The 25,752-nt window shown below is 74.5% G+C and carries 22 protein-coding genes and 1 pseudogene; 12 read left to right on the top strand and 11 right to left on the bottom strand.

What is annotated here, in order from left to right:
* Positions 1-101: 101 nt before the first annotated feature.
* Positions 102-1,277, top strand: a complete 1,176-nt coding sequence (locus tag ACSNOB_RS18935; RefSeq protein ID WP_393109400.1) for an NAD(P)-dependent malic enzyme — start codon at positions 102-104, stop codon at positions 1,275-1,277.
* Positions 1,278-1,369: 92 nt separating this feature from the next.
* On the top strand, positions 1,370-2,332 hold the full coding sequence (locus ACSNOB_RS18940; protein WP_436687852.1) for a zinc-binding dehydrogenase: 963 nt from the start codon (positions 1,370-1,372) through the stop codon (positions 2,330-2,332).
* Positions 2,333-2,566: 234 nt separating this feature from the next.
* Here the strand turns inward: ACSNOB_RS18940 and ACSNOB_RS18945 are convergent, their stop codons facing one another.
* From ACSNOB_RS18945 to ACSNOB_RS18955, 3 genes are all read right to left on the bottom strand, one after another.
* Positions 2,567-3,535, bottom strand: a complete 969-nt coding sequence (locus ACSNOB_RS18945) for an alpha/beta hydrolase family protein (RefSeq protein ID WP_436687853.1) — start codon at positions 3,533-3,535, stop codon at positions 2,567-2,569.
* 38 nt (positions 3,536-3,573) lie between these two features.
* Positions 3,574-4,107 (bottom strand): nucleotidyltransferase domain-containing protein, encoded by a 534-nt coding sequence (locus ACSNOB_RS18950; protein ID WP_436687854.1) that lies wholly within the window; start codon positions 4,105-4,107, stop codon positions 3,574-3,576.
* A gap of 99 nt (positions 4,108-4,206) precedes the next feature.
* Complete coding sequence (locus ACSNOB_RS18955; RefSeq protein WP_436687871.1) at positions 4,207-5,067, bottom strand: alpha/beta hydrolase family protein; 861 nt, start codon at positions 5,065-5,067, stop codon at positions 4,207-4,209.
* A gap of 188 nt (positions 5,068-5,255) precedes the next feature.
* On the opposite strand from ACSNOB_RS18955, the gene ACSNOB_RS18960 reads away from it, so the two are divergent.
* The gene (locus ACSNOB_RS18960) at positions 5,256-5,426 is read left to right on the top strand and encodes a hypothetical protein (RefSeq protein WP_436687855.1); all 171 of its coding nucleotides are present in this window, start codon (positions 5,256-5,258) and stop codon (positions 5,424-5,426) included.
* Positions 5,427-5,440: 14 nt separating this feature from the next.
* Here the strand turns inward: ACSNOB_RS18960 and ACSNOB_RS18965 are convergent, their stop codons facing one another.
* The 7 genes from ACSNOB_RS18965 to ACSNOB_RS18995 all read right to left on the bottom strand — a co-directional run bounded on the left by ACSNOB_RS18965 (position 5,441) and on the right by ACSNOB_RS18995 (position 15,681).
* Positions 5,441-6,559, bottom strand: a complete 1,119-nt coding sequence (locus tag ACSNOB_RS18965; protein WP_436687856.1) for an acetate/propionate family kinase — start codon at positions 6,557-6,559, stop codon at positions 5,441-5,443.
* Between the two features lie 115 nt (positions 6,560-6,674).
* Positions 6,675-8,744, bottom strand: a complete 2,070-nt coding sequence (gene pta / locus ACSNOB_RS18970) for a phosphate acetyltransferase (protein WP_436687857.1) — start codon at positions 8,742-8,744, stop codon at positions 6,675-6,677.
* 84 nt (positions 8,745-8,828) lie between these two features.
* A complete protein-coding gene (locus tag ACSNOB_RS18975; protein WP_436687858.1) occupies positions 8,829-9,008 on the bottom strand; it encodes a DUF6104 family protein in 180 nt (59 codons plus the stop codon).
* A gap of 162 nt (positions 9,009-9,170) precedes the next feature.
* Complete coding sequence (locus tag ACSNOB_RS18980; protein ID WP_436687859.1) at positions 9,171-12,908, bottom strand: multifunctional oxoglutarate decarboxylase/oxoglutarate dehydrogenase thiamine pyrophosphate-binding subunit/dihydrolipoyllysine-residue succinyltransferase subunit; 3,738 nt, start codon at positions 12,906-12,908, stop codon at positions 9,171-9,173.
* A gap of 234 nt (positions 12,909-13,142) precedes the next feature.
* Positions 13,143-13,955, bottom strand: coding sequence for an ABC transporter permease (locus ACSNOB_RS18985; protein WP_436687860.1), 813 nt, complete (start codon positions 13,953-13,955; stop codon positions 13,143-13,145).
* A complete protein-coding gene (locus tag ACSNOB_RS18990) occupies positions 13,952-14,887 on the bottom strand; it encodes an ABC transporter ATP-binding protein (RefSeq protein WP_436687861.1) in 936 nt (311 codons plus the stop codon). The genes ACSNOB_RS18985 and ACSNOB_RS18990 overlap by 4 nt, the downstream gene beginning before the upstream one ends.
* 131 nt (positions 14,888-15,018) lie before the next feature.
* Positions 15,019-15,681 carry a hypothetical protein gene (locus ACSNOB_RS18995; protein ID WP_436687862.1) on the bottom strand — a complete coding sequence of 221 codons (663 nt, stop codon included), beginning with the start codon at positions 15,679-15,681 and terminating at the stop codon, positions 15,019-15,021.
* A 161-nt stretch (positions 15,682-15,842) separates the two neighbouring features.
* On the opposite strand from ACSNOB_RS18995, the gene ACSNOB_RS19000 reads away from it, so the two are divergent.
* The 9 genes from ACSNOB_RS19000 (at position 15,843) to ACSNOB_RS19040 (ending at position 25,226) form a co-directional block, all read left to right on the top strand.
* Positions 15,843-16,622, top strand: a complete 780-nt coding sequence (locus ACSNOB_RS19000; protein ID WP_393109422.1) for a GNAT family N-acetyltransferase — start codon at positions 15,843-15,845, stop codon at positions 16,620-16,622.
* Positions 16,619-17,518, top strand: coding sequence for a lysophospholipid acyltransferase family protein (locus ACSNOB_RS19005; protein ID WP_436687863.1), 900 nt, complete (start codon positions 16,619-16,621; stop codon positions 17,516-17,518). Before ACSNOB_RS19000 ends, ACSNOB_RS19005 begins: the two co-directional genes overlap by 4 nt.
* 108 nt (positions 17,519-17,626) lie before the next feature.
* A complete protein-coding gene (locus tag ACSNOB_RS19010) occupies positions 17,627-18,463 on the top strand; it encodes a DUF4097 family beta strand repeat-containing protein (protein WP_436687864.1) in 837 nt (278 codons plus the stop codon).
* The gene (locus ACSNOB_RS19015; protein WP_436687865.1) at positions 18,460-19,077 is read left to right on the top strand and encodes a PadR family transcriptional regulator; all 618 of its coding nucleotides are present in this window, start codon (positions 18,460-18,462) and stop codon (positions 19,075-19,077) included. Before ACSNOB_RS19010 ends, ACSNOB_RS19015 begins: the two co-directional genes overlap by 4 nt.
* A gap of 74 nt (positions 19,078-19,151) precedes the next feature.
* Positions 19,152-19,853: a response regulator transcription factor gene (locus ACSNOB_RS19020; RefSeq protein ID WP_436687866.1), complete on the top strand. Its 702-nt coding sequence runs from the start codon at positions 19,152-19,154 to the stop codon at positions 19,851-19,853.
* Positions 19,850-21,409, top strand: a complete 1,560-nt coding sequence (locus ACSNOB_RS19025) for a HAMP domain-containing sensor histidine kinase (protein WP_436687867.1) — start codon at positions 19,850-19,852, stop codon at positions 21,407-21,409. The genes ACSNOB_RS19020 and ACSNOB_RS19025 overlap by 4 nt, the downstream gene beginning before the upstream one ends.
* A 62-nt stretch (positions 21,410-21,471) precedes the next feature.
* A complete protein-coding gene (locus tag ACSNOB_RS19030; RefSeq protein WP_436687868.1) occupies positions 21,472-23,127 on the top strand; it encodes a S1C family serine protease in 1,656 nt (551 codons plus the stop codon).
* A 175-nt stretch (positions 23,128-23,302) separates the two neighbouring features.
* Positions 23,303-23,974, top strand: coding sequence for a BON domain-containing protein (locus ACSNOB_RS19035; RefSeq protein WP_436687869.1), 672 nt, complete (start codon positions 23,303-23,305; stop codon positions 23,972-23,974).
* A 187-nt stretch (positions 23,975-24,161) separates the two neighbouring features.
* Complete coding sequence (locus ACSNOB_RS19040; protein WP_436687872.1) at positions 24,162-25,226, top strand: glycosyltransferase family 4 protein; 1,065 nt, start codon at positions 24,162-24,164, stop codon at positions 25,224-25,226.
* A 164-nt stretch (positions 25,227-25,390) separates the two neighbouring features.
* On the opposite strand, the pseudogene ACSNOB_RS19045 reads toward ACSNOB_RS19040, so the two are convergent.
* A pseudogene (locus ACSNOB_RS19045) lies at positions 25,391-25,752 on the bottom strand (serine/threonine-protein kinase); the annotation flags it as partial.

Here is a 25,752-nt window from a genome sequence, read left to right on the forward strand (position 1 = left end):
GGGAGGTGCCCGGGTGACCCCCGCACCGCGTGTCGCCGCTCGGCGCCTCACCTCGCGCCCGCGCCGGCCGCCCCGTCTGCTCGACAGATCCTGGAGTCACCATGTCATCGTCCACCGTGGACCCCGCTGATCCCGTCTTCCGGCTGCACCGGGGCGGCAAGATGGCCGTCGCCTCGACCGTCCCGCTGACCAGCCGGGAGGACCTCTCCCTCGCGTACACCCCGGGTGTGGCCCGGGTCTGCGAGGCGATCGCCGCCGACCCGAGCCTCGCCGACGACTACACCTGGGCCTCGCACACCGTCGCGGTCGTCACCGACGGCTCGGCCGTACTCGGGCTGGGCAACATCGGCCCCCGCGCGGCGCTGCCGGTGATGGAGGGCAAGGCGGTGCTGTTCAAGCAGTTCGCCGGGGTCGACGCGGTGCCGGTCTGCCTGGCCACGCAGGACGTGGACGAGATCGTCGCGGTGGTGCGGGCGCTGGCGCCGTCGTTCGGCGGGATCAACCTGGAGGACATCAGCGCCCCGCGCTGCTTCGAGGTGGAGCGCCGGCTCGACGAGGCCCTGGACATCCCGGTCTTCCACGACGACCAGCACGGCACCGCGATCGTGGTGCTCGCCGCGCTGCGCAACGCCGCCACACTGCTCAACCGCAAGCTCGGCGACCTGCGGGTGACGGTCAGCGGCGCCGGCGCGGCCGGGGTGGCGGTGACGAAGATGCTGGTCGCCGGAGGCGTGAACCCCGACCAGGTGGTGGTCTGCGACTCCAAGGGCATCATCGGCCGGCACCGCACCGGGCTGACCGGCACCAAGGCCGAGCTGGCCGCGAGCACGAACGCCGACGGCCGCGAGGGCGACGTCACCGAGGCGCTGCGCGGCGCGGACGTGCTGATCGGCGTCTCGGGCGGGCAGATCCCGGAGCGGGCGGTGGCCGGCATGGCGCCCGGCGGCATCGTCTTCGCGCTGGCCAACCCGACGCCCGAGGTGCACCCCGAGGTGGCCGCCCGGCACGTGGCGGTCGTCGCCACCGGCCGCAGCGACTACCCCAACCAGATCAACAACGTGCTGGCGTTCCCGGGTGTGTTCCGGGGCGCGCTGGACGCCCGGGCCACCCGGATCACCGACGGGATGAAGGTGGCCGCCGCCGACGCCATCGCCGGCGTCGTGGCCGAGTCGCTCACCGCTGAGGCGATCGTTCCGTCCCCGCTCGACCCCCGGGTCGCCCCCGCGGTGGCCGAGGCGGTGGCCGAAGCCGCCCGCCGCGACGGCGTCACCCGCTGACGGTGCGCGGAGGGGCCTTCCTCACCCGAGGGGCCCCTCCGAGCCCCCGGCGCGGTGGGAAGCCCTTCTTAACGCCCGCTCAGCTTGTTACCGTGCCGATCATGCGTGCCGCCTTCGCCTCCCGCTTCGACGACGCCAACCCGCTCGCCGCGCTCGCCGTCGGCGAGCGGCCCGAGCCCACCCACCCGGCCGACGACTGGGTGACCGTGCAGGTGCGGGCCAGCTCCCTCAACCACCACGACCTCTGGTCGCTGCGCGGGGTCGGGCTGCGCGCGGAGCAACTGCCCATGATCCTCGGCTGCGACGCCGTCGGGGTGGACCCGGACGGCAACGAGGTCGTCGTCTACCCCGTGGTCGCCACCCCGGGCGACCCGCGCGGCGTCTCCATCCTCTCCGAGCACTTCCCCGGCACGCTGGCCGAGCGGGTCGCCGTACCCCGGTCGAACCTGGTGCCGCTGCCGGCGGGCCTGGCGGCGACGGACGCGGCCTGCCTGCCCACCGCCTGGCTGACCGCGTGGCGGATGCTGACCACCAGGGGCCGGGTGGACGAGGCCGACGCCGTGCTGGTCCAGGGCGCCGGCGGCGGCGTGGCGACCGCGGCCGTCGCGCTCGCCGCCGCGATGGGCAAGCGGGTGTACGCGACCAGCCGCGACGCCGCCAAGCGGGAGCGGATCGCCGAGTTGGGGGCCACCGCCGTCGAGCCCGGCGCCCGGCTGCCGGAGCGGGTCGACGTCGTGATCGAGACGGTCGGCGCGGCCACCTTCGACCACTCCATGAAGTCGGCCGCGCCGATGGCCCGGATCGTGGTCTCCGGCGCCACCGCCGGGCACGAGCCGAAGGTCAACCTGCGCCGGGTCTTCGCCATGCAGCTGGAGATCCTGGGCACCTCGATGGGCACCCCCGACGAGCTGACCGCCCTCCTCGCCTTCTGCGCCGAGCGGGGGGTGCGGCCGGTGGTGGACACCGTGGTCCCGTTCAGCAGGGTCGAGGACGCCTTCGCCCGCCTGCACTCCGGCGACGTCTTCGGCAAGGTCGTCGTCGACCACACCGCCTGACGCCCCTTTCGCGCACCCGGCGTGCCGCGCCGCACCCGGCGTGCCGCGCCGCACCCGGCGTGCCGCGCCGCACCCGGCGTGCCGCGCCGCGCCGCACCCCGTGCGCCGCGCCGCGCGCCGCGCCGTGATCGGCGGGATCACGCTCTTTCACGGAAGAAGTGGCCTCCCGAGCGCCGGGAGGCCACTTCTTCCGGGCAGTTGTGCGGATCTTGTGGGAAGGGCCGGGGGCGCCGGTCAGAGGCGGTTGTCGAGGGTGGCGATGTCGTTGCGGGCGGCGTCGGTGGGGATTCGCCGCTTGGCGGCCTCGTCGCCGTAGAGCGACCAGCGCAGGAACTCGACGGTGGTGTCCGAGACCACCCGCAGCGCGGCGCCGTCGCTGAGCAGGGCCCGGCCGTGGTCGCCCTTCGGCAGGCTCAGCATCGCCTTCGGCCAGGGCACCTTGTCGTAGGCGGCCTTGCCGGCGGCGTACTCGACCACCTCGTCGGCCTCGCCGTGCACGAAGAGCTGCGGGGCGGCGGCGCCCGCGAAGGCGGTGCCGACGCCGAGCGCCGTGCCGGCGAAGACCACCCCGGCGTCCAGCCGCTCGTCCCGGCCGGCGGTGAAGAGGCCGATGGTGGTCACCCCGCCGGCCGAGTGCCCGGCCGCCGCCACCCGGTCGGTGGCCAGCCGGCCGCGCAGCGGGTCGCCGGCCCTGCCGTCGAGGGCGAGCACCTGGGTCAGCGCGTACGACACGTCGGCCGGCTGGTTGAGCACGTCCAGCACGTTGCCGTCGCCGCCCCGCGCGGTGTGCGGGAAGGTCGGCGCGGCCACTACGAACCCGGCCGTCGCCCACCGGGTGAGCAGCGCCTCGTAGTCGGCCGGGCGCCCGTTCAGGCCGTGGCTGAACATGACGACGGGAAACTTCCCCGTGGCGGCCGCCGCCGACCGCTCCGGCTGCCCACCGGCCTCGCCGGCCGCCGGGTACCAGACGGTCACCGGCAGCGGCCGGTCCCCGTCACGGTTCAGCTTGAGGGTGCGTACGCCGACGGCGAAAGACTTGTCGGGGGCGGTGCCGGCGGGCACCCGCGGCGCCGGTGTGCTCGCCCTGGTCGGCTCGACGGGAGCGGTCGGGCGGGCGACCGGGGTGGCGTCGCCGGAGCAGCCGACCAGACCGGCGGTGAGCAGGGTCGTGGCGAGCAGGGCGGGGGTGGCGCGACGTGACATGGCTCCGATTGTGCCTCGCCGCGCGGCCCCACCGACCGTCAACCGATCGCCGGCCGCTGCGGGGCGGCGCGGAGGCGGGCGAGGTCGGCGGCGTCCTTGGGGCGGCGGGGGCGCTCCGGCATCCAGACGGGGAACATCTCCTTGAGCTCGATCTGCGCGGCCACCGAGATCACCGGCACGGTCAGCGGGCCGATCCGGCCGGGCGGGCCGGCCAGCATGCCGTCGGGCAGCGGCGTGCCCGCCCAGGGGCCGGCGCCCACCACCACCCGCCCGGCCGCGTCCCGGGCCAGGTACGCGACGCTCACCTCGACGTCGTCGCGGACCAGGTCGAGCTGCACGTCGACGGGCATCCTCGGGTCGGGCCGCCAGCCGTGGGCCCGCAGCAGACCGGCCAGCCGGTCGGCGTCGGCGCGCCAGCAGTACCAGTCGACGTCGACGTGCGGTCGGGTCACCTCGCCGAGGTGGAAGTCCATCGCCCAGCCGCCCCGCAGCCATACCTCGACGCCCGCCGCCGACGCCGCCTCGACCAACTCGGCGATGCCCGCCAGTTGCCGCCCCGCGAGCCCGTCCACCGCCGGACCGTAGCCCGGCGGCCCGCGTCGCCGCGACCGTATCGGGCGACGCCGGCTCCTCGGCGGGGAGGCCGCGCGCGCCCTCGGGGCGGCCGGTGGTCAGCGGTCGGGGCGCGTCTCGTACGCCGTCACGCCGGGGGAGCGGGCGTCGCCGGGCAGGCGGCGGCCGGCGGCCGGGTCGCCGTAGAGGGTCCAGCGGAGGAAGTCCGTGGTGGTGGCGACCACCTGCTCGAAGCCGGGCCGCCCCGGCGTCAGGTACTCGCCGTGGCCCTGACCGAGCAGGCTCAGGAAGGCGGCCGGGCCGGTCGTGCGGTGGTACGCGGCCCGGCCGACCGACGCCGGCACGATCGGGTCGGCCGTGCCGTGCACGAACAGCAGCGGCGCCGCCGGGCCCGCGAAGCTGCCGGCCATCCCGCCGCCGGCGATCACGATGCCGGCCCGCAGCCGCTCCGACCGTCCGGAGGTGAACATGCCCGACGTGGTGAAACCGCCCGCCGAGTGACCGGCGGCGGCGAACCGGGTGACGTCGAGGTGCCCGGCGAGCGGGTCGCCGCCCCGGGCGTCGAGCCGGACGAGGTGCCGGATCAACCGCCAACCGTCGGCCGGCTGGCGGCGTACGTCGGCCCGGCTGAACCGGGGCGTGCCGCGCCGGGTGTGCGGGTACGCCGGGGCGGCCACCACGAACCCGGCGGCGGCCCAGCGGGCGGTCAGCCCGGCGTGCAACTCGGGCAGGCTGTCCAGCCCGTGGCTGTAGACCACCACCGGGAACCGCCCGGCCGCCACCCCGTTGTCGTCCGCCGGGTACCAGACGGTCACCGGCAACGGCCGTGCGGAGGCGGGGTCGACGGTGAGCGTGCGTACACCGACGGCGTACGCCGCCTCGGGGGCCGGGCGGGCCGGCGGCGCGGCGGTTCCGGGCGCGGCGGTGGCCGGCGCGCAGCCCGCCAGCAGCGCCGTCATCAGCACGGCGACCAGCCGCTTGACCCCCACCGTTTCACGGTAGGTGCCCGACTGCCCGGATCGTCCCCGCCGTCCGGTCCGGACAGCCCCGCCACCCGGCCGGATCGTGTCGACCGGCCGGCCGGACCTGCCGCTGCCTGCCCCGTGGGGGACGGCGACGCGGGACCGGTTTGGCTAGGGTCACCGGCATGCCTGAGAACCAGACCGACCCGAGCGGCAACACCGCGGCGTTCCGCGCCTTCGCCAACACCGCCGAGCCCGAGGCGCCGGCCGGCGCGTCGCGCACGCCGATGCTCGTCGGCGCGGCGGTCGTCGCGGTGGTGCTGGTGGCACTGCTCGCCTGGCTCGTCCTGAGCTGACGGCCGGCCCCGGATCAGTCGGCGGCCCGGACCACGGCCCGCGTCTGCTGGGCGATCTCGCGTTCCTCGTCCGTGCCGACGACGCAGACCGTCACCTCGGCGCCCTCCGGCGAGATGACCCGGTCGCCGCTGCCGGCGTTGCGCTCCGGGTCCACCGCGATGCCGAGTCGCTCCAGGCCCGTCAGGGCGGCGGCGCGGACCGGCGCCGCGTGCTCGCCGACGCCCGCCGTGAAGGTGATCGCGTCCACCCGGCCGAGCAGCGCGTAGTACGCCCCGACGTAGCCGGTGATCCGCCGGCAGTAGACGTCGAAGGCGAGTGTCGCCGCCGGATCGCCGTCCGCCCGGCGGGCGAGCACCTCGCGCATGTCGTTGGCGCCGGCCAGCCCCAGCAGGCCGCTGCGGTGGTTGAGCAGGTCGTCGATCTCGTCGACGGAGAGCCCGCCCTCCCGGCGCAGGTGGAAGATGACGGTCGGGTCGAGGTCGCCGCTGCGGGTCCCCATCACCAGGCCCTCCAGCGGGGACATGCCCATCGACGTGGCCACGCTCCGGCCGCCGGCCACCGCGCAGGCGCTGGCCCCGTTGCCCAGGTGCAGCGTGATCGTGTTGATTCCCGCGTACGGGCGGCCGAGCAGTTCGGCCGTGCGCCGCGACACGTACGCGTGCGAGGTGCCGTGGAACCCGTACCGCCGGATGCCGTACCGCTCGGCGGTGTCCCGCTCGACCGCGTAGGTCGCCGCGGCCTCGGGCAGCGTGGTGTGGAACGCGGTGTCGAAGACGGCGACCTGCGGCACGTCCGGCAGCGCGGCCAGGGCGACCTCGATGCCCGTCAGGTTGGCGGGGTTGTGCAGCGGCGCGAGCGGGACCAGGTCACGGATCGCGGCGAGCACCGCGTCGTCGATCCGGACGGGCTCGCCGAACCGCTTCCCGCCGTGCACCACCCGGTGCCCGACGGCGGTGAGGCCGGCCGGGTCGAGCTTGGCGAGGATCTGCCGGACGGCGGTCTCGTGGTCGGCCGGGCCGCCGCCCGGCTCGCCGACCCGCTCCACGGTGCCCTTGTCGAGCACCCGGTCGCCGTCGAAGAGCCGGTACTTCACCGACGACGACCCGCAGTTGAGCACGAGCACCCGGCTCACGGGCGACTCCTTCCGGCGGCGGCCGGGCGGACCCGGGCGCTCATGACGGCGCTTCGCTGCGTGCCATCATGAGGCACCGTCGCGCCGAGCCTGCTGATTCGCGCGCTTCGCTCGCTCATGACGGCTCCTCGGCCGCGGCCTGGATGGCGGTGATCGCCACGGTGTTCACGATGTCCGGCACGGTGGCACCCCGGGACAGGTCGTTCACCGGCCGCCGCAGGCCCTGCATCACCGGGCCGACGGCCACCGCCCCGGCGGAGCGCTGCACCGCCTTGTACGTGTTGTTGCCCGTGTTGAGGTCGGGGAAGATGAAGACCGTGGCCCGGCCGGCGACCTCGCTGCCGGGTAGCTTCGTCGCCGCCACCGCCGGGTCGATCGCCGCGTCGTACTGGATCGGCCCCTCGACCAGCAGGTCGGGGCGGCGCTCCCGGACCAGCTTGGTGGCCGCCGCGACCTTCTCCACGTCGGCGCCCGCCCCGGAGCTGCCGGTGGAGTAGGAGAGCATGGCGACGCGCGGCTCGATGCCGAACCGGGCGGCGGTGTCGGCCGAGGAGATGGCGATGTCGGCGAGCTGGGCGGCGTCCGGGTCGGGGTTGACCGCACAGTCGCCGTATACGAGCACCCGGTCGGCGAGCAGCATGAAGAACACGCTGGAGGCGACCGAGACGCCCGGCACCGTGCGGATGATCTCGAAGGCCGGGCGGATCGTGGCGGCGGTGGTGTGGGTGGCACCGGAGACCATCCCGTCGGCGTGCCCCGTCTGCACCATCAGCGTGCCGAAGTAGTTCGGCTGGGCGACGATGTCGTGCGCCAGCTCCGCGGTGACCCCCCGGTGGGCGCGCAGCTTCGCGTACTCGGCGGCGAACTCGTCGCGCCACTCGCTCGTGACGGGGTCGACGACCCGCGCGCCGGTGATGTCGATGCCCAGCTCGCGGGTCCGCCGCGCGACGTCGTCGGGGCGTCCGAGCAGGGTGATGTCGGCGACGCCCCGGCGCAGCAGGATCTCCGTCGCGCGCAGGATCCGCTCCTCCGCCCCCTCGGGCAGCACGAGGTGCCGGCGCCGCGCCCGGGCCCGGTCGATCAGGTCGTACTCGAACATCAGCGGGGTGACCCGCTCGGAGCGGCTGACCCGCAGCCGGCGGGCCAGGTCGTCGGTGTCCACGCAGCGTTCGAACGCGCCGAGCGCGGCCTCCACCTTGCGCGGGTTGCCCGCGCTGGGCCGGCCCTCGATCCGGCTGGACGCGGCGACCGTGTCGTAGCTGTCGCTGGGCACGGAGAGCACCGCGAGCCCGGTGTTCAGCCCTTCGACCAGCCGCATCGCCCGGGGGTCCGGCTGCTCGCCGAGGGTGAGCACCAGCCCGGCGACCGAGACCTGCCCGGCCACGTGCGCCGCGCTCGCCGCCACCAGCAGGTCGGCCCGATCGCCCGGGGTGATCACCAGGGCGCCCTCGGTCAGGTGGTCCAGCAGCGTCGGCACGTGCGCCGCGCCGACCACGTAGTCGAGCACGTCGCGGCCGAGCGCGTCGTCGTCGCCGGCCAGCAGGGTGGCCCCGAGCGCCGCCGCCACCTCGGCCACCGTCGGCGCCGACACGGTCGGCACCTCCGGGATGGCGTACGCGGGGACGGGCAGCTCCGGCAGGGCCATCGGGCCGGGCACCCGGTTGGCGATCACCGCCAGCACCGTCGCCCCGAGGTCCTCCAGATCGTGGTACGCCCCGCGCGCCGCGGCCGCGATGGCCGCCGGCTCCTGCCCGAAGCCGTCGACCACGGGCACCACGACGCTGCCGAACTCGGTGGCCAGCCGGGCGTTGAAGGCCAGCTCGCGGGGGCCGGCGCCGTCGCCGCCGTCGGCGAAGTCGCTGCCCACCACGACCACCGCCGGGCAGCGCCGCTCGACCTCCCGGTAGCGCTCGACGATCCCGGCGATCAGCTCCTCGCGCCGCCCGTCGGCGACCAGCGCGGTGGCCTCGGCGTAGCTGGTGCCGCTCAGGTCGGCCAGTGGCAGCCCGATCCGGTACCGGTCGCTGAGCAGGGCGAGGATCGGGTCGGGGCCGTGCCCGCCGACCAGCGGCCGGAACGCGCCGATCCGCTCGACCTGTCGGGACAACAGCTCCGCCAGCCCGAGTGCGACGGTCGACTTGCCACCGCCGGATCCCACGCTGGTCAGGTACACACTCCGGGCCACGCACCCACCCTAGAAGATCGTCGGTCCCCCGGCCCGGGTCCTAGTACCCCTTGATCACGGAAGTATGGCCGTGTCCCGGCGGACCTACTCGTCGTCGGGGTCGTCGAGGCGGGCGAGCCAGGTGGCGAAGCGCTCGATGGGGGTCTCGAACTCCGGGTTGAGGTCGACGAAGTCGCGCAGCCGCTCGCTGAGCCACTCCACGCTGACGGACTCCTCGCCCCGCCGCTGCACCAGCTCCTCGATCCCACGGTCCGTGAAGTACATGCTGTCCGTTCCTCGCTCGTCGGTGTGCGGTGTCGGGCGGCGGGCCCCCGCCCGGGATCGACGCCGGCAGCGATCGATCCCAGGCGGGGGCGGCCCGGACGCCGACGGGGCAGAGCCGTCGTCGCGACGGGCTCTGCCCCGGTTGTCGGTGCGGTGCTCAGGTCACGGGCGGGGCAGGGCCGCCTCGATCAGCGCGGTCTGCTCCACCTCGTGCATCTTGGCCGAGCCGACGGCCGGGGCGGCCGCGGCCGGGCGGGAGATGCGGCGCAGCCGGACGTCCGCCAGGTGCTCCAGCAGGTTGAGCGCGACGAACGACCAGGCGCCCTGGTTGGCCGGCTCCTCCTGCACCCAGGCGTAGTCCTCGGCGTTCGGGTACGCCGCCAGCGCGGCCCGGATCTCCTCCACCGGGAGCGGGTAGAGCTGCTCCAGCCGGATGATCGCGGTGTCGGTGATGCCCCGCTCCTGCCGGGCCTGGAACAGGTCGTAGTAGACCTTGCCCGAGCAGAGCAGCACCCGCTTCACCGACTCGGGCGCCGGGGCGCCGGAGTCGCGCAGCACCGGCTGGAAGGTGCCGGTGGTGAAGTCCTCGACCGAGGAGACGCAGAGCTTGTGCCGCAGCAGCGACTTCGGCGTGAACACCACCAGCGGCTTGCGCTTCGGCGAGAGCGCCTGCCGGCGCAGCAGGTGGAAGTAGTTCGCCGGCGTGGTCGGGATGGCCACCCGCATGTTGTCCTCGGCGCACATCTGCAGGAACCGCTCCGGCCGGCCGGAGGTGTGGTCCGGGCCCTGGCCCTCGTGGCCGTGCGGCAGCAGCAGGGTGACCGCGGAGCGCTGGCCCCACTTCACCTCGCCCGAGGAGATGAACTCGTCGATCACCGACTGGGCGCCGTTGACGAAGTCGCCGAACTGCGCCTCCCAGCAGACCAGCGCGTTGACGTTCTCCACCGAGTAGCCGTACTCGAAGCCCATCGCCGCGTACTCGCTGAGCAGCGAGTCGTGCACGAAGAAGCGGGACCGCTCGCCGTCGCCGGTCAGCGACTGCAACGGCAGGTAGTCCTCGCCGGTCTCGGCGTCGACCACGGAGGCGTGCCGCTGCACGAAGGTGCCCCGGCGGGAGTCCTGGCCGGCCAGCCGGACGGTGACCCCGTCGTGCAGCAGCGAGCCGAACGCGATGATCTCGCCGAAGCCCCAGTCGATGTTGCCCTCGACGGACATCCTGGCCCGTCGGTCCAGCAGCTGCTGGATCCGCTTGTGCGGGGTGAAGCCCTCCGGCAGGTTGATGTGCGCCTCGCCGACGGCCTTGACGACGGCGGCGTCGGTGGCGGTCTCCACCTGCGGCTCCGGCTCGTCCTCCCGCTTCGGGCGGCTGAGCTGACGCGGCGTGGTGGCCGCGTCGCGGGTGGCCTTGAAAACCCGCTCCAGCTGCGACTGGTAGTCGCGCAGCAGCTCCTCCGCGTCCTCGACGGTGATGTCGCCCCGGCCGATCAGCTCCTCGGTGTAGAGCTTCCGGACGGACCGCTTCGAGTCGATGATCTTGTACATCTGCGGGTTGGACATCGACGGGTCGTCGCCCTCGTTGTGCCCGCGCCGGCGGTAGCAGACCATGTCGATCACGACGTCCTTGTTGAACGCCTGCCGGTACTCGAAGGCCAGCCGGGCGACCCGGACCACGGCCTCGGGGTCGTCGCCGTTGACGTGGAAGATCGGTGCCTGGATCATCCGGGCGACGTCGGTGCTGTAGAGGCTGGAGCGGCTGTACTCCGGCGCGGTGGTGAAGCCGACCTGGTTGTTGACCACCACGTGCACGGTGCCGCCGGTGCGGTAGCCGCGCAGCTGGGAGAGGTTGAGCGTCTCGGCCACCACGCCCTGACCGGCGAAGGCCGCGTCACCGTGCACCGCGAGCGGCAGCACCGTGTAGCCCTCCAGCTTGAGGTCTATCCGGTCCTGCTTGGCCCGGACGATGCCCTCCAGCACCGGGTCCACGGCCTCCAGGTGCGACGGGTTCGCCACGACCGAGACCTTGACCGAGTGGTCGCCGTCCGGCGTGGTGAACTTGCCGTTCTGGCCCAGGTGGTACTTCACGTCGCCGGAGCCCTGCGTGGAGCGCGGGTCCAGGTGCCCCTCGAACTCCGAGAAGATCTTCTCGTACGGCTTGCCGACGATGTTGGCGAGCACGTTGAGCCGGCCCCGGTGGGCCATGCCGATGACGACCTCGTCCAGCCCGCCCTCGGCGGAGGCCTCCAGCACCTCACCGAGCAGCGGGATCAGCGACTCGCCGCCCTCCAGCGAGAAGCGCTTCTGGCCGACGTACTTGGTCTGCAGGAAGGTCTCGAACGCCTCGGCGGCGTTGAGCCGGTTGAGCACGTGCTTCTGCTCGTCCGGGGAGGGCTTCTCGTACTTGCGCTCGATCCGTTCCTGGATCCAGCGCCGCTCCTCCGGGTCCTGGATGTGCATGTACTCGATGCCGACCCGGCGGCAGTACGAGTCGCGCAGCACGCCGAGAATGTCGCGCAGCTTCATCCGCTGCTTGCCGGCGAAGCCGTTGACCGGGAACTCGCGGTCGAGGTCCCACAGGGTCAGCCCGTGCTGGAGCACGTCCAGGTCCGGGTGCTTGCGGATCTTGAACTCGAGCGGGTCGGTGTCGGCCATCAGGTGCCCGCGCACCCGGTACGCGTGGATCAGCTCGTGCACCCGGGCGGTCTTGTTGATCTGGCCCTCGTTGTTGACCGCGACGTCGCGCATCCAGCGCACCGGCTCGTACGGGATGCGCAGCGAGGTGAAGATCTGGTCGTAGAAGCCGTGCTCGCCCAGCAGCAGCTCGTGCATGACCTTGAGGAACTCGCCGGACTGCGCGCCCTGGATGATCCGGTGGTCGTACGTGCTGGTCAGGGTGATGACCTTGCTGACCGCGAGCTCGGCCAGGGTGGCCTCGGACATGCCCTGGTAGGGGGCCGGGTACTCCATCGCGCCGACGCCGATGATCGCGCTCTGCCCCTGCATGAGCCGCGGCATCGAGTGCACGGTGCCGATGCCGCCCGGGTTGGTCAGCGAGATCGTGGTGCCGGAGTAGTCCTCCATGGTCAGCTCGTTGCGGCGGGCGCGCCGGACCACGTCCTCGTACGCCTGCCAGAACTGCCGGAAGTCCATCTGCTCGCAGGCCTTGATGGACGGGACGACCAGGTTGCGGCTGCCGTCCGGCTTGACCAGGTCGATCGCGATGCCCAGGTTGACGTGCTCGGGCCGGACCATGGCCGGCTTGCCGTCGACCTCGGCGAAGGAGTTGTTCATCTCCGGGTGCGCGACCAGCGCCCGGACCAGCGCGTAACCGATGAGGTGGGTGAAGCTGACCTTGCCACCGCGCCCCCGGGTGAGGTGGTTGTTGATCACGATGCGGTTGTCGACCAGCAGCTTGGCCGGGACGGCGCGCACGCTGGTGGCGGTCGGCACGGCCAGCGAGGCGTCCATGTTCTGGACGATCTTCGCCGCCACGCCGCGCAGCGGGGTGGTCTGCGGGCCGGTGGCGGTCGGCCTGGCCGGCGCGGACTTGGCGGCGGCCGCCTTCGCGGGCGCCGGCTTGGCCGGGGCGGCCTTGGCGGCGGGCTTCTCCGGCTTGGGCTCCGGCTTCTTCTCCGCCGGCTTCTTCTCCGCCGGCTGCGCGACCGTGGCGGTCGCCTCCTGCTGCCCGGCGGGCTCCGGCTTGGCGGCCGGCTTCGGGGCCTGCTGCTCAGCGCGGGGCGCGCCGGCGCCGGGCGCCGGACGGTAGTCCGCGAAGAAGTCGTGCCAGGCCGAATCGACGCTGGTGGGGTCGGCGAGGTAGCGCTGGTACATCTCCTCGACGATCCACTCGTTCGGGCCGAAACCCGCCAGTGGGTTCTCCTGCGAAGTCTGCTGGGTCGACACGGCCGGTAATCGCCTCTTTCACGCGGGTTTGTGTGTCACGCGGTGTCCGATCACGCCCTGCCTGCGAGCGCGCACGAGACGGCTCCCAGGCTACGCCGTGCGGATGCCGCAGGCATTTCCGCCTCCGCTGCGTGGTCCGTTTCACAGAAGATGCCAGAAGTTCGTCAAACGCTGCGTGTTCCGTCGACTGCTGGTAAGGCCCGGTGTGTCGCCGGCCCCCGTCGCCCCGACGCGTCAGGACACGTCGCGGCGGCGGGTGATCAGGATGCCGACGACCCCGCTGACCACCGCGTAGCCGATCAGCACGAGCGCGCCGACCCACCACTCGGGGGTGAAGTCCGTCTGGCCCTCGCTCACCATCACCGTCGAGGCGACGGCCGGCCAGATGACCTGCCACTTGACCACGGCCTCGTTGTCCAGCACGTTCGCCAGCAGCATGAACAGCAGCCCCACCACCTGCGTGCCGACCAGGTAGAGCACCGCGGAGGTGATCACCGCGCCGAGCTGGTTGGTGATCAGCGTGCCGATGCCCACGCCGAGGACGGTCCAGATCGCGTACGCCAGCAGGTTCAACAGCAGCGCGCGCTGCACGGCCCACTCGTCGAGCAGGGTGCCGTGGTCGTTGAGGGACAGGAACGTGGCCCCGGCGATCAGGTCGATCACCGTGGTCGCCAGCCAGAACCCGAAGCCCAGCACGCTGGCCGCGACGAGCTTGCTGAGGATCACCGACGTGCGCCGCGGCGTGGAGAGGAACGTCGTGGTCGCCGTCTGGTGGAAGAACTCGTTGGTGACCATCAGGATGCCGATCAGCATCACGAACATCAGGCCCAGGTACTGCCCGGAGGTGTAGAGGTTCGCGGCCTGCGCCGGCGCGGTCGCCTGGTCGCCGGTCATGCCCAGGTTCTCGCCGTTGCCGCTCAACGTCTCGTCGGCGACCCAGGCGTTGAAGGCGAAGGCCATCGCGATCGACAGGAGCGCGCCGATGGCCAGCCACCACCACGTGCTGGTGGTGCGGATCTTGAGCAGCTCGGATCGGACGAGGTTCATCGGATGCCCGCCTTTCCGGCCGTCAGCTCCAGGAAGACCCGTTCCAGGTCGGGTCGTTCCGTGGTCAGTTCGTGCAGTTCGACGCCGGCGGCCAGGGCGGCCCGGCCCACGGTCGGGGCGTCCACGCCGCCCACCAGCAGGACGCCGTGTTCGTCGACGTCGACGGTGGCCGGCCCGTCCTTGAGCGCGGCGGTCAGCGCGTCGGCCTGCGGGGTGCGCACGCGGACCCGGACGCCCTGCGCCATCGACCCGATGACGTGCTCGACCGTGCCCTGCCGGACGAGCTGGCCGGCGGCGATGATCACCACGTCGTCGGCGAGCAGCTGCATCTCCGACAGCAGGTGGCTGGAGACCAGCACGGTGCGGCCCTCGTGGGCGAGGTTCTTGAGGAACCCGCGCATCCACCGGATGCCCTCCGGGTCCAGCCCGTTGGCCGGCTCGTCGAGGATCAGCACCCGGGGGTCGCCGAGCATCGCGGCGGCGATGCCGAGCCGCTGCTTCATGCCCAGCGAGTAGCCCTTGAACTTGCGCTTGGCCGCCGGCGTGAGCCCCACCAGCGCCAGCGCCTCGTCGGCGCGCTGTTTGGGCAGCCCCGCCGCCGCGCAGATCACCCGCAGGTGGTTGATCCCGGTGCGGCCCTTGTGCGCGCTGGACGCCTCCAGCACCGCGCCGACGTGCCGCAGTGGGTCGGTCAGGTCCGCGTACCGGCGGCCGCTGATGGTCGCCGCCCCGCTGGTGGGGGTGACCAGGTTCAGCAGCATGCGCAGGGTGGTGGTCTTGCCGGCGCCGTTCGGGCCGAGGAACCCGGTCACCCGCCCCGGTTCGACGGTGAAGGACAGGTTGTTCACGGCCCGGACGTTCTTGTACTGCTTCGTCAGGCCGGACACCACGATCTGACCGTCACCGGTGGGGCTTCGCTGCCCGTCAGTCATTGCTCTCCTTCGTGCGGGGGCGTCGGGGTACGCCGTGACACAGCGTGGCGGGCGGGCGCAGCGAGGTCAATCAGGCGCGCTCCGTAGATCCACCTCCGCCTCAGGCAGGAGGGCCTCATCCCCAGGGGGGATCACCCGGCGTGCGCCGCCACGGCGATCCAGGTCGCGCGGGCCCGGGCCAGGAGGGTGCCGTCGGGGGCGTACAGGCTGGTGTGCACGAGCGCCTTGCGGCCCTCGCCGCCGACCATGGCTCCGGTCACCACGCACTCGTCGCCCGGCTCGGGCAACGCCGCGACCACGGCCGCGATCCGGCCGAGGACGTACGGCCGGCCGGGGGCGATGACCGCCCAGCCGCCGGGGCAGTCCAGCGCGGCCCAGACCGTGGCGGCGGTGACCGACCCGGGCACCCGGAACGGCGCGGCGGTCCGGCCGTCCGGCAGCCGGCCGGGGAAGATCCGCAGCCCGTCGGGTCGGTCCGGGCCGCAGACGTAGCAGCCCGGGAAGGGGTGGTCCACCAGACCGGGGTACGCCGCCGACGCGGCCCGCGCGGCCGGCAGGTCCACCGGCGGCACGACCGCTGGGGGGTCCTCCGCAGGGCGGACCTGGGCCACGACCAGGCCCTCCGGGTCGCGGACCTCCCCGTCGACGAGAGTGAGCGGGATCTCCAGCGGGGGCGGGCGCCGCAGCGTCACCTCGACCGGCCCCGGGGCGCCGGACGCGGCGGCGAAGACTCCGGCGCTCCAGCCGCCGTTGCCCGAGCCGGGCGGCCCGTTGTAGCGCGACTCGATGATCATCAGGCACCTCCCGCGGCGCGGCGCCCGGCCCCGTCGCCGGCACGCCCCCGGCAGCCTCGCACGCCGGCCGACCGGCGCCGCCACGGGTCGCCGACCGCCGTTCACCTCATCGACACTCCTCACCCCGTCGCCCGGCAACCCGGGCCGCCTACACAGGTGCCATGGCCGTTCTGCACGCCGCTGGCGCACCCCTGACGACCAGCGGATACACCCTGCTGATCGCCGACGACCCGAGCGAGGTCGCGGCGGCGCAACGCCTGCGTCACGAGGTGTTCGGCACCGAACTCGGGGCCACCCTCCGCCCCGGCGCCGCCGGGCTCGATGTCGACGAGTTCGACGCGCACTGCGACCACCTGATCGTCCGGCGGGAGAGCACCGGCGAGGTCGTCGGCACGTACCGGCTCCTCCCGCCGGGCCGCACCGACCGGCGGTACGCCGAGGCCGAGTTCGACCTGGCGCCGCTCGACCCGCTCCGCGACGACCTGGTCGAGGCCGGCCGGTCCTGCGTGCACCCCGACCACCGCTCCGGCGCGGTGATCAACCTGATGTGGGCCGGCATCACCCGCTACCTGCACCTGCGCGGGTCGCGCTGGCTCGGCGGCTGCGCGTCGGTGCCGGTGGCCGACGGGGGCGGGACCGCCGCCGCGGTGTGGGACGAGGTCCTCGCCCGGCACCTGGCCCCGCCGCCGCTGCGGGTGCGCCCGCACCGACCCTGGCTCGCCGAGCCGGGCGCGGCCACCGCTCCGGCGCCGGCCGGCCGCCCCGCCGGGCGGGCCGTGTTGCCGCCGTTGCTGCGTGGCTACCTGCGCCTCGGGGCCTGGGTCTGCGGCGAGCCCGCGTACGACCCGGACTTCGGGGTGGCCGACTTCTACGTGCTCTTCTCCCTGGACCGGATGAACCCGCGCTACCTGCGGCACTTCCTGGGCGGGGCCGAGCGGTGAGCGCCGCGCCCCTGTGGCTGCCCGCGTCGGGGTGCGGACCGGCCTGCCTCCCGGTCGCCGGCGAGGTGCCGGTCGTGCCGGCGGCCCGGCGGGTGGGCCGGCTGCTGGCCGTGTTGGGGATGCTGTCGGCGGGCACCGTGCTCGCCGCGCTGCTGCCGGTGCTGCCGGCGGGGGAGCGGGCGGCGGCCGTGCGCGGCTGGGCCCGGGGGACGCTGCGCGCGCTCGGCGTACGCCTGGTGGTGCGCGGTCGGGCGCCGCGGCGGGCGGCGCTGTTGGTCGCCAACCACGTCTCCTGGCTGGACGTGCTGGCCCTGCTGGCCGTCGCGCCGGCCCGGATGGTGGCCAAGCGCGAGGTGCGGTCCTGGCCGCTGGTCGGGCTGCTCGCGACGGCGGCCGGCACCGTCCTGGTCGACCGCGCCCGCCCGCGCGACCTGCCGGCGACGGTGGCCCGCGTCGCCGCCGCGCTGCGCGCCGGCCGCCCGGTGGCGGTCTTCCCGGAGGGTACGACCTGGTGCGGCACCGCCGACGCGGTCGGCTGCCGGCCCGGTCGGGGGTTCCGCCCGGCCCTGTTCCAGGCGGCGATCGACGCCGGGGCGCCGGTGGTGCCGGTGCGGATCGGGTACCGGTGCGCGGCGACGGACGCGCCGACCACGGCCGCCGCCTTCGTCGGCGACGACGACCTGGTCCGCTCGCTGGGCCGGGTGCTGGCGGCCCGGGAACTGGAGGTCCGGGTGACCGTCTCCGCCGCGCTGCACCCCGCCCGGAACGCCGACCGGCGGCTGCTCGCCCGGGTGGCCGAGTCGGCGGTGCACCTCGTGCCCCCGCCGGCGGAGTGCTCGCACCCCGTACCGTTCCCTCGGCGCGACCACGCGCGAGGGCTCGACCTGGCCGCCTGACTCCCGCGGTCCCGCACCTCCCGGGCGACACTTGTCGTATCGCGATGTATCGCGTTACCGTCGTTCCGTCGCCACGCGCCGCGTCCGGCGCCCGACGGAGGAGGACGCATGACCGGCTGGACCGTGGCTGCCCCGCAGCGGCTCACCCCGGACGGGCCGGTCACCCGGCTGGACGTCCACCTGCTCAGCGGCAGCCTCAACGTGGTGGCCACCGACGGCCCGGTCCGGGTCGACGTCACCCGGGTCGGCCGCCGGCCGGTCCTGGTCGAGCACCACGACGGCCGGCTCTCCGTACGCCAGCAGCGGCGCCGGCGGTGGTGGTGGCCGGAGTCCGTCCGGTGGGCGGGGCCGCTGTCCCGGTTGTCCCGGGTCGACGTCTCCGTCGCGGTCCCCGCCGACGTGCTGGCCGACCTGGAGCTGGTCGACGGGCCGGTGGTCGCGTCGGGTCTGCGCGGCCGGACCCGGGTCGAGGTGACGGCGGGCCGGATCACGCTGATGGGGCTGCGCGGCCAGACCTCGGCGAAGACCACGTCGGGCCCGGTCGAGGCGCTCGGCGTGGCGGGTGACCTCCACATGGAGACGGTCTCGGGCGAGGTGACCCTCGCCGACAGCGCGGCCGGGCAGGTGCGCGCCCGGACCGTCTCCGGCGCCATCACCTGCGACCTGGACAACCCCCGGGGCAGCGACATCCGGCTCAGCACGACCTCCGGCAGCATCACCGTCCGCGTCCGCGAGGACAGCGACCTGGCCGTGCGCCTGCGCACCACCGCGGGCCGGATCACCAGCGGCTTCGCCCAGGTGCTGGGCAGCGCCGTGCCCGGGGCCGTCGTCGACAGCGAGGGGGTGCTCGGCGCCGGCGAGGGTAAGCTCTGGGCGTCCGCCACCTCCGGCAGCATCGCGCTGCTCGCCCGCCCGGTGGGCGACGAGGAAGGGGAGCTGCCGTGACCGCCGTGTTCAGTCACGGGCGGCTCCGGCTCTACCTGCTCAAGCTCCTCGACGGCGGCCCGAAGCACGGCTACGAGCTGATCCGCCTGCTGGAGGAGCGCTTCCTCGGCCTCTACGCGCCCAGCGCCGGCACCATCTACCCCCGGCTGCAGCGGCTGGAGGGCGACGGGCTCGTCACCCACACCGCCGTCGGCGGCCGCAAGGTCTACGAGATCACCGAGGCCGGCCGGGCCGAGCTGCGCCAGCGGGCCGGCGAGGTGACCGCCCTGGAGTCGGACATCGCGGCCTCGGTGGAGGACCTGTCCGCCCTGGCCGGGGAGATCCGGGACGAGGTACGCGGCTCCGTCCGCGACCTGAAGCGGGAACTGCGCGAGGCCACCCGGCAGACCCGCCGGGCCCGCTGGACGCCCCCGGCGCCCGGCCCGGCCCCCGCGCCCGCCCCGACCCACGCGCCGGGGGCGGCGTCGCTCGCCGAGTTCGACCAGCGGCTGGCGGCCTTCACCGTCGAGGTCGGCGCCCTGGTGCGGGCCCGCCGGCTCACCGACTCGCAGCTGCGTACGGCGATCCGGCTGCTCGACGGGGCGCTGGACGGGCTGCGCCGGCTGCTGCGCTGACCCCGCGGCCGCTCACAGGCTTTTTCCAGGGAGCCCTCAGCACGGACGCAGCGAGAGCGCGGATGATGGGCGGCATGGCCGCTACCCAGACCGAGGCGCGACTGCTCGTCGTCGAGGACGATCCCAACATCCTCGAACTGCTCTCCGCGAGCCTGCGCTTCGCGGGCTTCGACGTGGCCACCGCGACGAGCGGCAGCGCGGCCCTGCACGCCGCCAAGGACCACCGGCCCGACCTCGTGGTGCTGGACGTGATGCTGCCCGACCTGGACGGCTTCGAGGTCATCCGGATGCTGCGCGAGGGCGGCACCCGGACGCCGGTGGTCTTCCTCACCGCGCGCGACGCCACCGACGACAAGATCCGCGGACTGACCCTGGGCGGCGACGACTACGTCACCAAGCCGTTCAGCCTGGAGGAGCTGACCGCCCGGATCCGGGCGGTGCTGCGGCGCACCAGCACCGGCGAGCAGGCGCCCTCCCGACTGACCTTCGCCGACCTGGAGTTGGACGAGGAGACCCACGAGGTGCACCGGGCCGGCCAGCGGGTGCAGCTGTCGCCGACCGAGTTCAAGCTGCTGCGCTACCTGATGCTGAACGCCAACCGCGTGCTGTCCAAGGCGCAGATCCTCGACCACGTGTGGAACTACGACTTCCGGGGCGACGACAACATCGTCGAGTCCTACATCTCCTACCTGCGCCGCAAGGTGGACAACACTGAGCCCCGGCTGATCCACACCCTGCGGGGCGTGGGCTACGTGCTGCGCAAGCCGGCGGCGTGAACCCGCTCCACCCGGCGAAGGTGTGGCTGCGCGGCATCCCGCTGCGGGTCAAACTGGTCACCTCGGTGCTGGCCCTGGTCGCCGCCGCGCTGTTGGTGATCAGCTCGCTGACCACCGTCTTCCTGCACGGCTACCTCATCGACCAGGTGGACGGGGAGTTGCGCCGCACCACCAGCTCCGTGGACAGGGTGCTGAACCTCTACAAGGAGGGCCGGGCGGGCGGCACCACGCTGCCCAGCGACTTCATGGTCGCCCTGGCCGAGCCGGGCGGAGTGATGTCACCCGAGTACGACAACCGCAACTTCCGGCCCGAACAGCTACCGCAGATCCCGGGCACCATCGAGGGGTTCGCCGCCCTGACCGGTGAGCCGTTCACGGTCAACGCCCAGGACCGCAAGTCCCGCTGGCGGATGCTCTACACCCCGCTGCGCGACGGCGAGATCCTGGTCGTCGGGCAGCACCTCACCGACGTCGACCTGGCCGTCAAGCGGCTGGTCTGGATCGACCTCCTGGTCGGCGGAGCGGTGCTGATCCTGCTCGCCTCCGTCGGCGCGGCGATCGTCCGGACCAGCCTGAAACCGCTGGTGGAGATCGAGCGTACGGCCGCCGCCATCGCCGGCGGCGACCTCACCCGGCGGGTGCCCGACCCCGAAGAGGGGAAGGAGTGCCCCACCTCGGAGCTGGGCCGGCTCTCGCGGGCGCTGAACGCGATGCTCACCCAGATCGAGGCGGCCTTCACCGCGCGGGCCGCCTCGGAGACCGCCGCCCGCTCGGCGGAGGCCGCCGCCCGGGACGCGGCCGGCGCGGCGCGGGCGTCCGAGGCGCGGGCCCGGCGCTCCGAGGAACGGATGCGGCAGTTCGTCGCGGACGCCTCGCACGAGCTGCGGACCCCGCTGACCACCATCCGGGGCTTCGCCGAGCTGTACCGGCAGGGCGCGGCGGGCGCGCCGGAGCAGACCGCCGACCTGCTGCGCCGGATCGAGCAGGAGGCGGCCCGGATGGGCCTGCTGGTGGAGGACCTGCTGCTGCTGGCCCGGCTGGACCGGGAGCGACCGCTCTCCCTCGCCCCGGTGGAGCTGCCGGTGCTGGCGAGCGACGCGGTCGAGGCCGCCCGGGTGGTGGCCCCGGAGCGCCGGGTGGAGCTGGAGATCGAGCCCGGCTCCGGCCCGCTGGTGGTCTACGGCGACGACGCCCGGCTCCGCCAGGTGATCGGCAACCTGATGACCAACGCCCTCACGCACACCCCGCCGGAGGCCTCGGTGACCCTGCGGCTGCGGGCCGAGCCGGGGAACCTCGCCGTGGTGGAGGTGGCGGACACCGGCCCCGGGCTCACCCCCGACCAGGCGGAGCGGGTCTTCGAGCGCTTCTACCGGGTCGACGCGGCGCGTACCCGGCGGGCCGGCGGCAACACCGGCACGGGGCTCGGCCTGGCGATCGTCGCGGCCCTGGTGCGCGCCCACCACGGCACCGTCGAGGTGACCGACACCCCGGGCGGGGGCTCGACCTTCCGGGTCCGGCTGCCGCTCGTGCCGGACACCGAGGGTGATGGCGAGTGACTTTCAGCCAACATTCAGGCCGGTTCCAGGCTGGTCGCAGTGCCGCGCGCGAAGGTGGAGCCATGACCGAGTACGAGTCCGACCCGCAGCGCCGGCCGGCCGCCACCGACGCCGAGCCGTCGCACCCCACCGCCGAGCTGCCCCGCGTCGAGCACGCGCAGTCCGACTCCCCGCCTTCGGCCGCCGACACCGTCGCCATGGAGACCATCGCGTCGGCTCCCGGCGAGGCCGCCGCGGCGCGCGCCGAGGCCCCCCGTACGGCCGAGTCCGGCCCGACCGCCGAGATGCCGGCCGCGTCCGACGCGGCCTTCCGTGCCCCGGAGCCGACCCGCGCGCCCGACGCCGCCCCGGCCGCGGGCCCCGACGCCCAGGCTGCCGGCCCTGACGCCTCGGCGGCGGGCCCTGACGCCCGGGCCGCCGGCCCCGGCGCCCCGACCGCCGGGTCCGCCCCGACCGCCGGGTCCACCCCGACTGCTGGGTCCGCCCCGACCGGCCCGGCCGCGACCGCGCCGCCGGCGACGGCCACCCCGGCCTACCCGGCGCCGTGGTACGGCCAGCAGTCCGGCTGGAGCGGGGGACAGCCGGGACCGGTGGGCGCCGGCTACGGCCAACACCCGCACCACCCGGGCCAGCCGGTGCCGCCCTGGGCCCCCGCGCCGGCGGCCGGCCCCCGGCCGGGCCGGATCGCCAAGCTCGCCGGCGCCGGGGTGGCGGTCTTCGCCCTGATGCTCGGCTCGGGCGTCGCCGGCGGGGCGCTCGCGCTGGCCGTGGACGGCGACTCCGGGATCACCCGCACCTACTCCGCGGCGCCGGTGATCAACAGCGCCGACCTGCCCCGGATCGCCGCCGCCGTGCAGCCCAGCGTGGTCTCCATCGCCACCGACAGCGGCGAGGGCTCCGGCGTGATCCTCACCGCCGACGGCTACGTGCTCACCAACAACCACGTGGTCGCCTCCGCCGGCCGGGACAGCGTCCGGGTGGTCTTCGCCGACGGCAAGACCGTCGAGGCGAGGATCATCGGCACCGACCCGAAGACCGACCTCGCGGTGGTGAAGGCCACCGGCGTCAGCGACCTGAAGCCGGCCACGTTCGGCGACAGCGACGCGATGCAGGTCGGCGACCAGGTGCTCGCCCTCGGCAGCCCGCTGGGCCTCCAGGGCTCGGTCACCGCCGGCATCCTCAGCGCCCGGGACCGCACCATCCAGGCCGGCAGCGGCCAGGAACAGCCGGGACAGGGCGCCAGCTCGATCGCCGGGCTGCTCCAGACCGACGCGCCGATCAACCCGGGCAACTCCGGCGGCGCGCTGGTCAACACCCGGGGCGAGGTGATCGGCATCAACACCGCGATCGCCACCGCCGGGCAGGGCAACACCGGCAACATCGGCGTCGGCTTCGCGATCCCCAGCAACAAGGCCAAGGACGTGGCCGGCAAGCTCCAGCGGGGCGAGAAGGTCAGCCACCCGTCGCTCGGGGTCAGCGTGACGGCCGCCGAGGGCGGCGGGGCGCTGGTCGCCGCCGTCACCGCCGGCAGCGCCGCCGAGAAGGCCGGGCTCCAGCGCGGCGACGTGATCACCCGGTTCGGCGACAAGGTCGTCAACGACTCGGACGACCTGGTCGGCGCCGTGCAGGCCGGCAAGGTCGGCGACCGGGTCGAGGTGACCTACAAGCGCAACGGCGCCGAATCCACGGCAACCGTGACGCTCGCCGAGACGTCGTAACCCGTATCCGAGACTTTCCTCCTCCCTCCGGCGGCGGGTGGCGGGGCCAAGGGGGTTGGCTCCGTCACCCGCCGCTTCCTCTCCGACGGCGGTTCACCCGGTTCGGGTGAACCGCCGTCACCCGTCGCGGCGGCAGGGTCGGTGGCAGACCCGGCGAGGCGTACGGAGGGGTGCGATGACCACGGCAGCGGCCGTACGGACCGACGAGCGGATCCAGCGGGACGTGCTCGACGAGTTGGCCTGGGACGCCCAGGTGCAGCCGAACGACATCGGAGTGAGCGTCGCCGACGGCGTGGTCACCCTGACCGGCTGGGTGGACGGCTCCGCCCGCAAGTGGGCGGCGCAACGCTGCGCGCAGCGCGTACGCGGGGTGCGGGCGGTCGCCGACGACATCGAGGTGCGCCTGCCCGGTGAGGCGGGGCGTACGGACGCCGAGATCGCGATCGCGGCGAGCCGGGCGCTGGAGTGGGACAGCTTCGTCCCCGCCGAGCGGCTGGACGTCACCGTGGCCAACGGCTGGGTGATGCTGCGGGGCGAGGTGGAGTTCGGCTGGCAGCGGCGTACCGCCGAACGGGAGCTGCGCCGGCTGCGCGACGTACGCGGGGTGACGAACCTGGTCGAGGTGCGGCCCACCGCCCGGCCGGACGCCGAGCGGACCCGGCGCGACCTGCAACGGGCGCTGCTGCGGGGAATCGGCACGGAACGGGTGACCGTCGAGATGGACGGGGACACGGTCATCCTCGGCGGTGTGGTCCGGTCCTGGTGGGAACGGGACGAGGCGGAGCGCGTGGCCTGGTCCGCCGAGGGTGTGCGGGCGGTGCGGGACCGGCTCCTGGTGGGCGGCTGAGCGACCGGTCCGTCCGGTGTATCGACGCCGTCACCGGGAAACCGTCGCCGGTCCCGCCGAGAGCGGTGACCGGTCGCGGCGCATCCGGCGCCGGCTGCCCACCGCACCAGTGACCGACGGGGGAGGACTCGTGGGCGTGAACCACCTGCCGGCCGGCCGCGCGGCGGAACGGCCGTTGCGGATCGCGATGGTGGTCCCGCCGTGGCTGTCGGTGCCGCCGCCCGGCTACGGCGGGCTGGAACAGGTGGTGACCGGCCTGGTGGACGCGTTGGTCGACCGGGGTCACGCCGTGACCGTGTTCGGGGCGGGCCGGGAGCACGGGACCGCCGCCGCCTTCGTCTCCACCGTGCCCGAGCTGCAGTTCGAACGGCTCGGCGAAGCGCTGCCCGAGCTGGCCCACCTGGCCCGGGTGAACCATCTCGTCGACGCGGCGGACTTCGACGTCATCCACGACCACACCACGATCGGTCCGCTGGTCGCCGGCCGCCGGGCGGTGCCCACGGTGGCGACCGTGCACGGCAACCCCGTGGGCGAGTACGGCGACGTGCTCAGCGACACCGACCGGGGCGTGGGGCTGGTCGCCATCTCCCACGCCCAGCGCCGGCTCAACCCGCGGCTGCCGTGGGTGGGCACCGTGCACAACGCGATGGACATCCGGGGCATCCCGCACAAGAACGCGCCCAGCCACGGGCCGGTGCTCTGGCTGGCCCGGTTCAGCCCCGACAAGGGCCCCGACGCCGCCATCCGGGCGTGCCGGGCGGCCGGCCTGCCGCTCGTGCTCGCCGGCAAGTGCAACGAGCCGGCGGAGCGTCGCTACTACGACCACGTGGTCCGCCCCCTGCTCGGCGAGGACGTCCGGGTGGTGCTCGACGCCGACCGGGCCGAGGCGCTGCGGCTGCTGGTCGAGGCCCGGTGCCTGATCATGCCGATCCAGTGGGAGGAGCCGTTCGGCATGGTGATGGTGGAGGCCATGGCGACCGGGACGCCCGTGGTGGCGCTGAACCGGGGGGCCGTGCCGGAGCTCGTCCGGCCCGGGGTCACGGGGCTGATCTGCGAGCGCCTGGACGACCTGCCCGGCGCGCTGCGCGCCGCGCCCGGTCTCGATCCGGCGGCCTGCGTGGCGCACGTGGCGCAGCACTTCACCACGGAGCAGATCGCCGCCGGCTACGAGCGGGTGTACCGCCGCTTCACCGCCGCCGCGGCCCTGCCGGGCGCCGCCGCCCGGGAGCCGGTCCGGGCGGCGGCGCGCTGACCCGCGCAGGCCGTGCGGCGCGGCCCGGGTGGCGTGCTGACGCGGGGTGCTCCGCCCGGCCAGCGCCGCGTGGACGGTGGGGTGTGTCCCGCCGGGCCCGGCTGCGGGCGGTCGGGCCCGGTCCCTGCGCCGGGCCGGGCCGCACCGTCGGTTGGCGCGCGCCGTCAGGTCTGCCCGGCGCCGAGCGCGGTGATCGCGCTGTCCAGGCGGCGGGCGTACGACTCGGTGATGGCACCCTCGCCGCGCCGGATCGCGACCTTCTCGCGGAGCCGGGCCACCCGCTCGCTCAGGTCGCCCGCCCCGGCGCGGGCCGCGTCGGTCAGGTTGCGCAGCTCGTTGCGGAAGTCCTGGCCGACGTCGGGGCGGATGCCCCCGTCGTCGAGACCGGCGCCGATCAGCCCGTCGAGCCGGTTCGCCGCCTCGACGAGGTCCCCGGGCGCCCTAGTCGTCGGGGCCGCCCCCGTCGGCGTCCCCGGCGGCCGGCGACGTGGGGGAGGCGGCCGGGGTGGTCGGGCCCGTGGTGGGC

The organism is Micromonospora sp. URMC 106 (assembly GCF_051386395.1).
Taxonomy (GTDB): domain Bacteria; phylum Actinomycetota; class Actinomycetes; order Mycobacteriales; family Micromonosporaceae; genus Micromonospora.

What these genes read in the sequence shown, in the direction of transcription:
- ACSNOB_RS19010 (WP_436687864.1), top strand. Translation starts at nt 17,627, where the DNA reads ATGACCGGCTGGACCGTGGCTGCCCCGCAGCGGCTCACCCCGGACGGG.
- ACSNOB_RS18975 (WP_436687858.1), bottom strand. Translation starts at nt 9,008, where the DNA reads ATGTACTTCACGGACCGTGGGATCGAGGAGCTGGTGCAGCGGCGGGGC.
- ACSNOB_RS19040 (WP_436687872.1), top strand. Translation starts at nt 24,162, where the DNA reads ATGGTGGTCCCGCCGTGGCTGTCGGTGCCGCCGCCCGGCTACGGCGGG.
- ACSNOB_RS19020 (WP_436687866.1), top strand. Translation starts at nt 19,152, where the DNA reads ATGGCCGCTACCCAGACCGAGGCGCGACTGCTCGTCGTCGAGGACGAT.
- ACSNOB_RS19030 (WP_436687868.1), top strand. Translation starts at nt 21,472, where the DNA reads ATGACCGAGTACGAGTCCGACCCGCAGCGCCGGCCGGCCGCCACCGAC.
- ACSNOB_RS18960 (WP_436687855.1), top strand. Translation starts at nt 5,256, where the DNA reads ATGCCTGAGAACCAGACCGACCCGAGCGGCAACACCGCGGCGTTCCGC.
- ACSNOB_RS18935 (WP_393109400.1), top strand. Translation starts at nt 102, where the DNA reads ATGTCATCGTCCACCGTGGACCCCGCTGATCCCGTCTTCCGGCTGCAC.
- ACSNOB_RS18985 (WP_436687860.1), bottom strand. Translation starts at nt 13,955, where the DNA reads ATGAACCTCGTCCGATCCGAGCTGCTCAAGATCCGCACCACCAGCACG.
- ACSNOB_RS19035 (WP_436687869.1), top strand. Translation starts at nt 23,303, where the DNA reads ATGACCACGGCAGCGGCCGTACGGACCGACGAGCGGATCCAGCGGGAC.
- ACSNOB_RS18945 (WP_436687853.1), bottom strand. Translation starts at nt 3,535, where the DNA reads ATGTCACGTCGCGCCACCCCCGCCCTGCTCGCCACGACCCTGCTCACC.
- ACSNOB_RS18955 (WP_436687871.1), bottom strand. Translation starts at nt 5,067, where the DNA reads ATGACGGCGCTGCTGGCGGGCTGCGCGCCGGCCACCGCCGCGCCCGGA.
- ACSNOB_RS18990 (WP_436687861.1), bottom strand. Translation starts at nt 14,887, where the DNA reads ATGACTGACGGGCAGCGAAGCCCCACCGGTGACGGTCAGATCGTGGTG.
- ACSNOB_RS18995 (WP_436687862.1), bottom strand. Translation starts at nt 15,681, where the DNA reads ATGATCATCGAGTCGCGCTACAACGGGCCGCCCGGCTCGGGCAACGGC.
- ACSNOB_RS19000 (WP_393109422.1), top strand. Translation starts at nt 15,843, where the DNA reads ATGGCCGTTCTGCACGCCGCTGGCGCACCCCTGACGACCAGCGGATAC.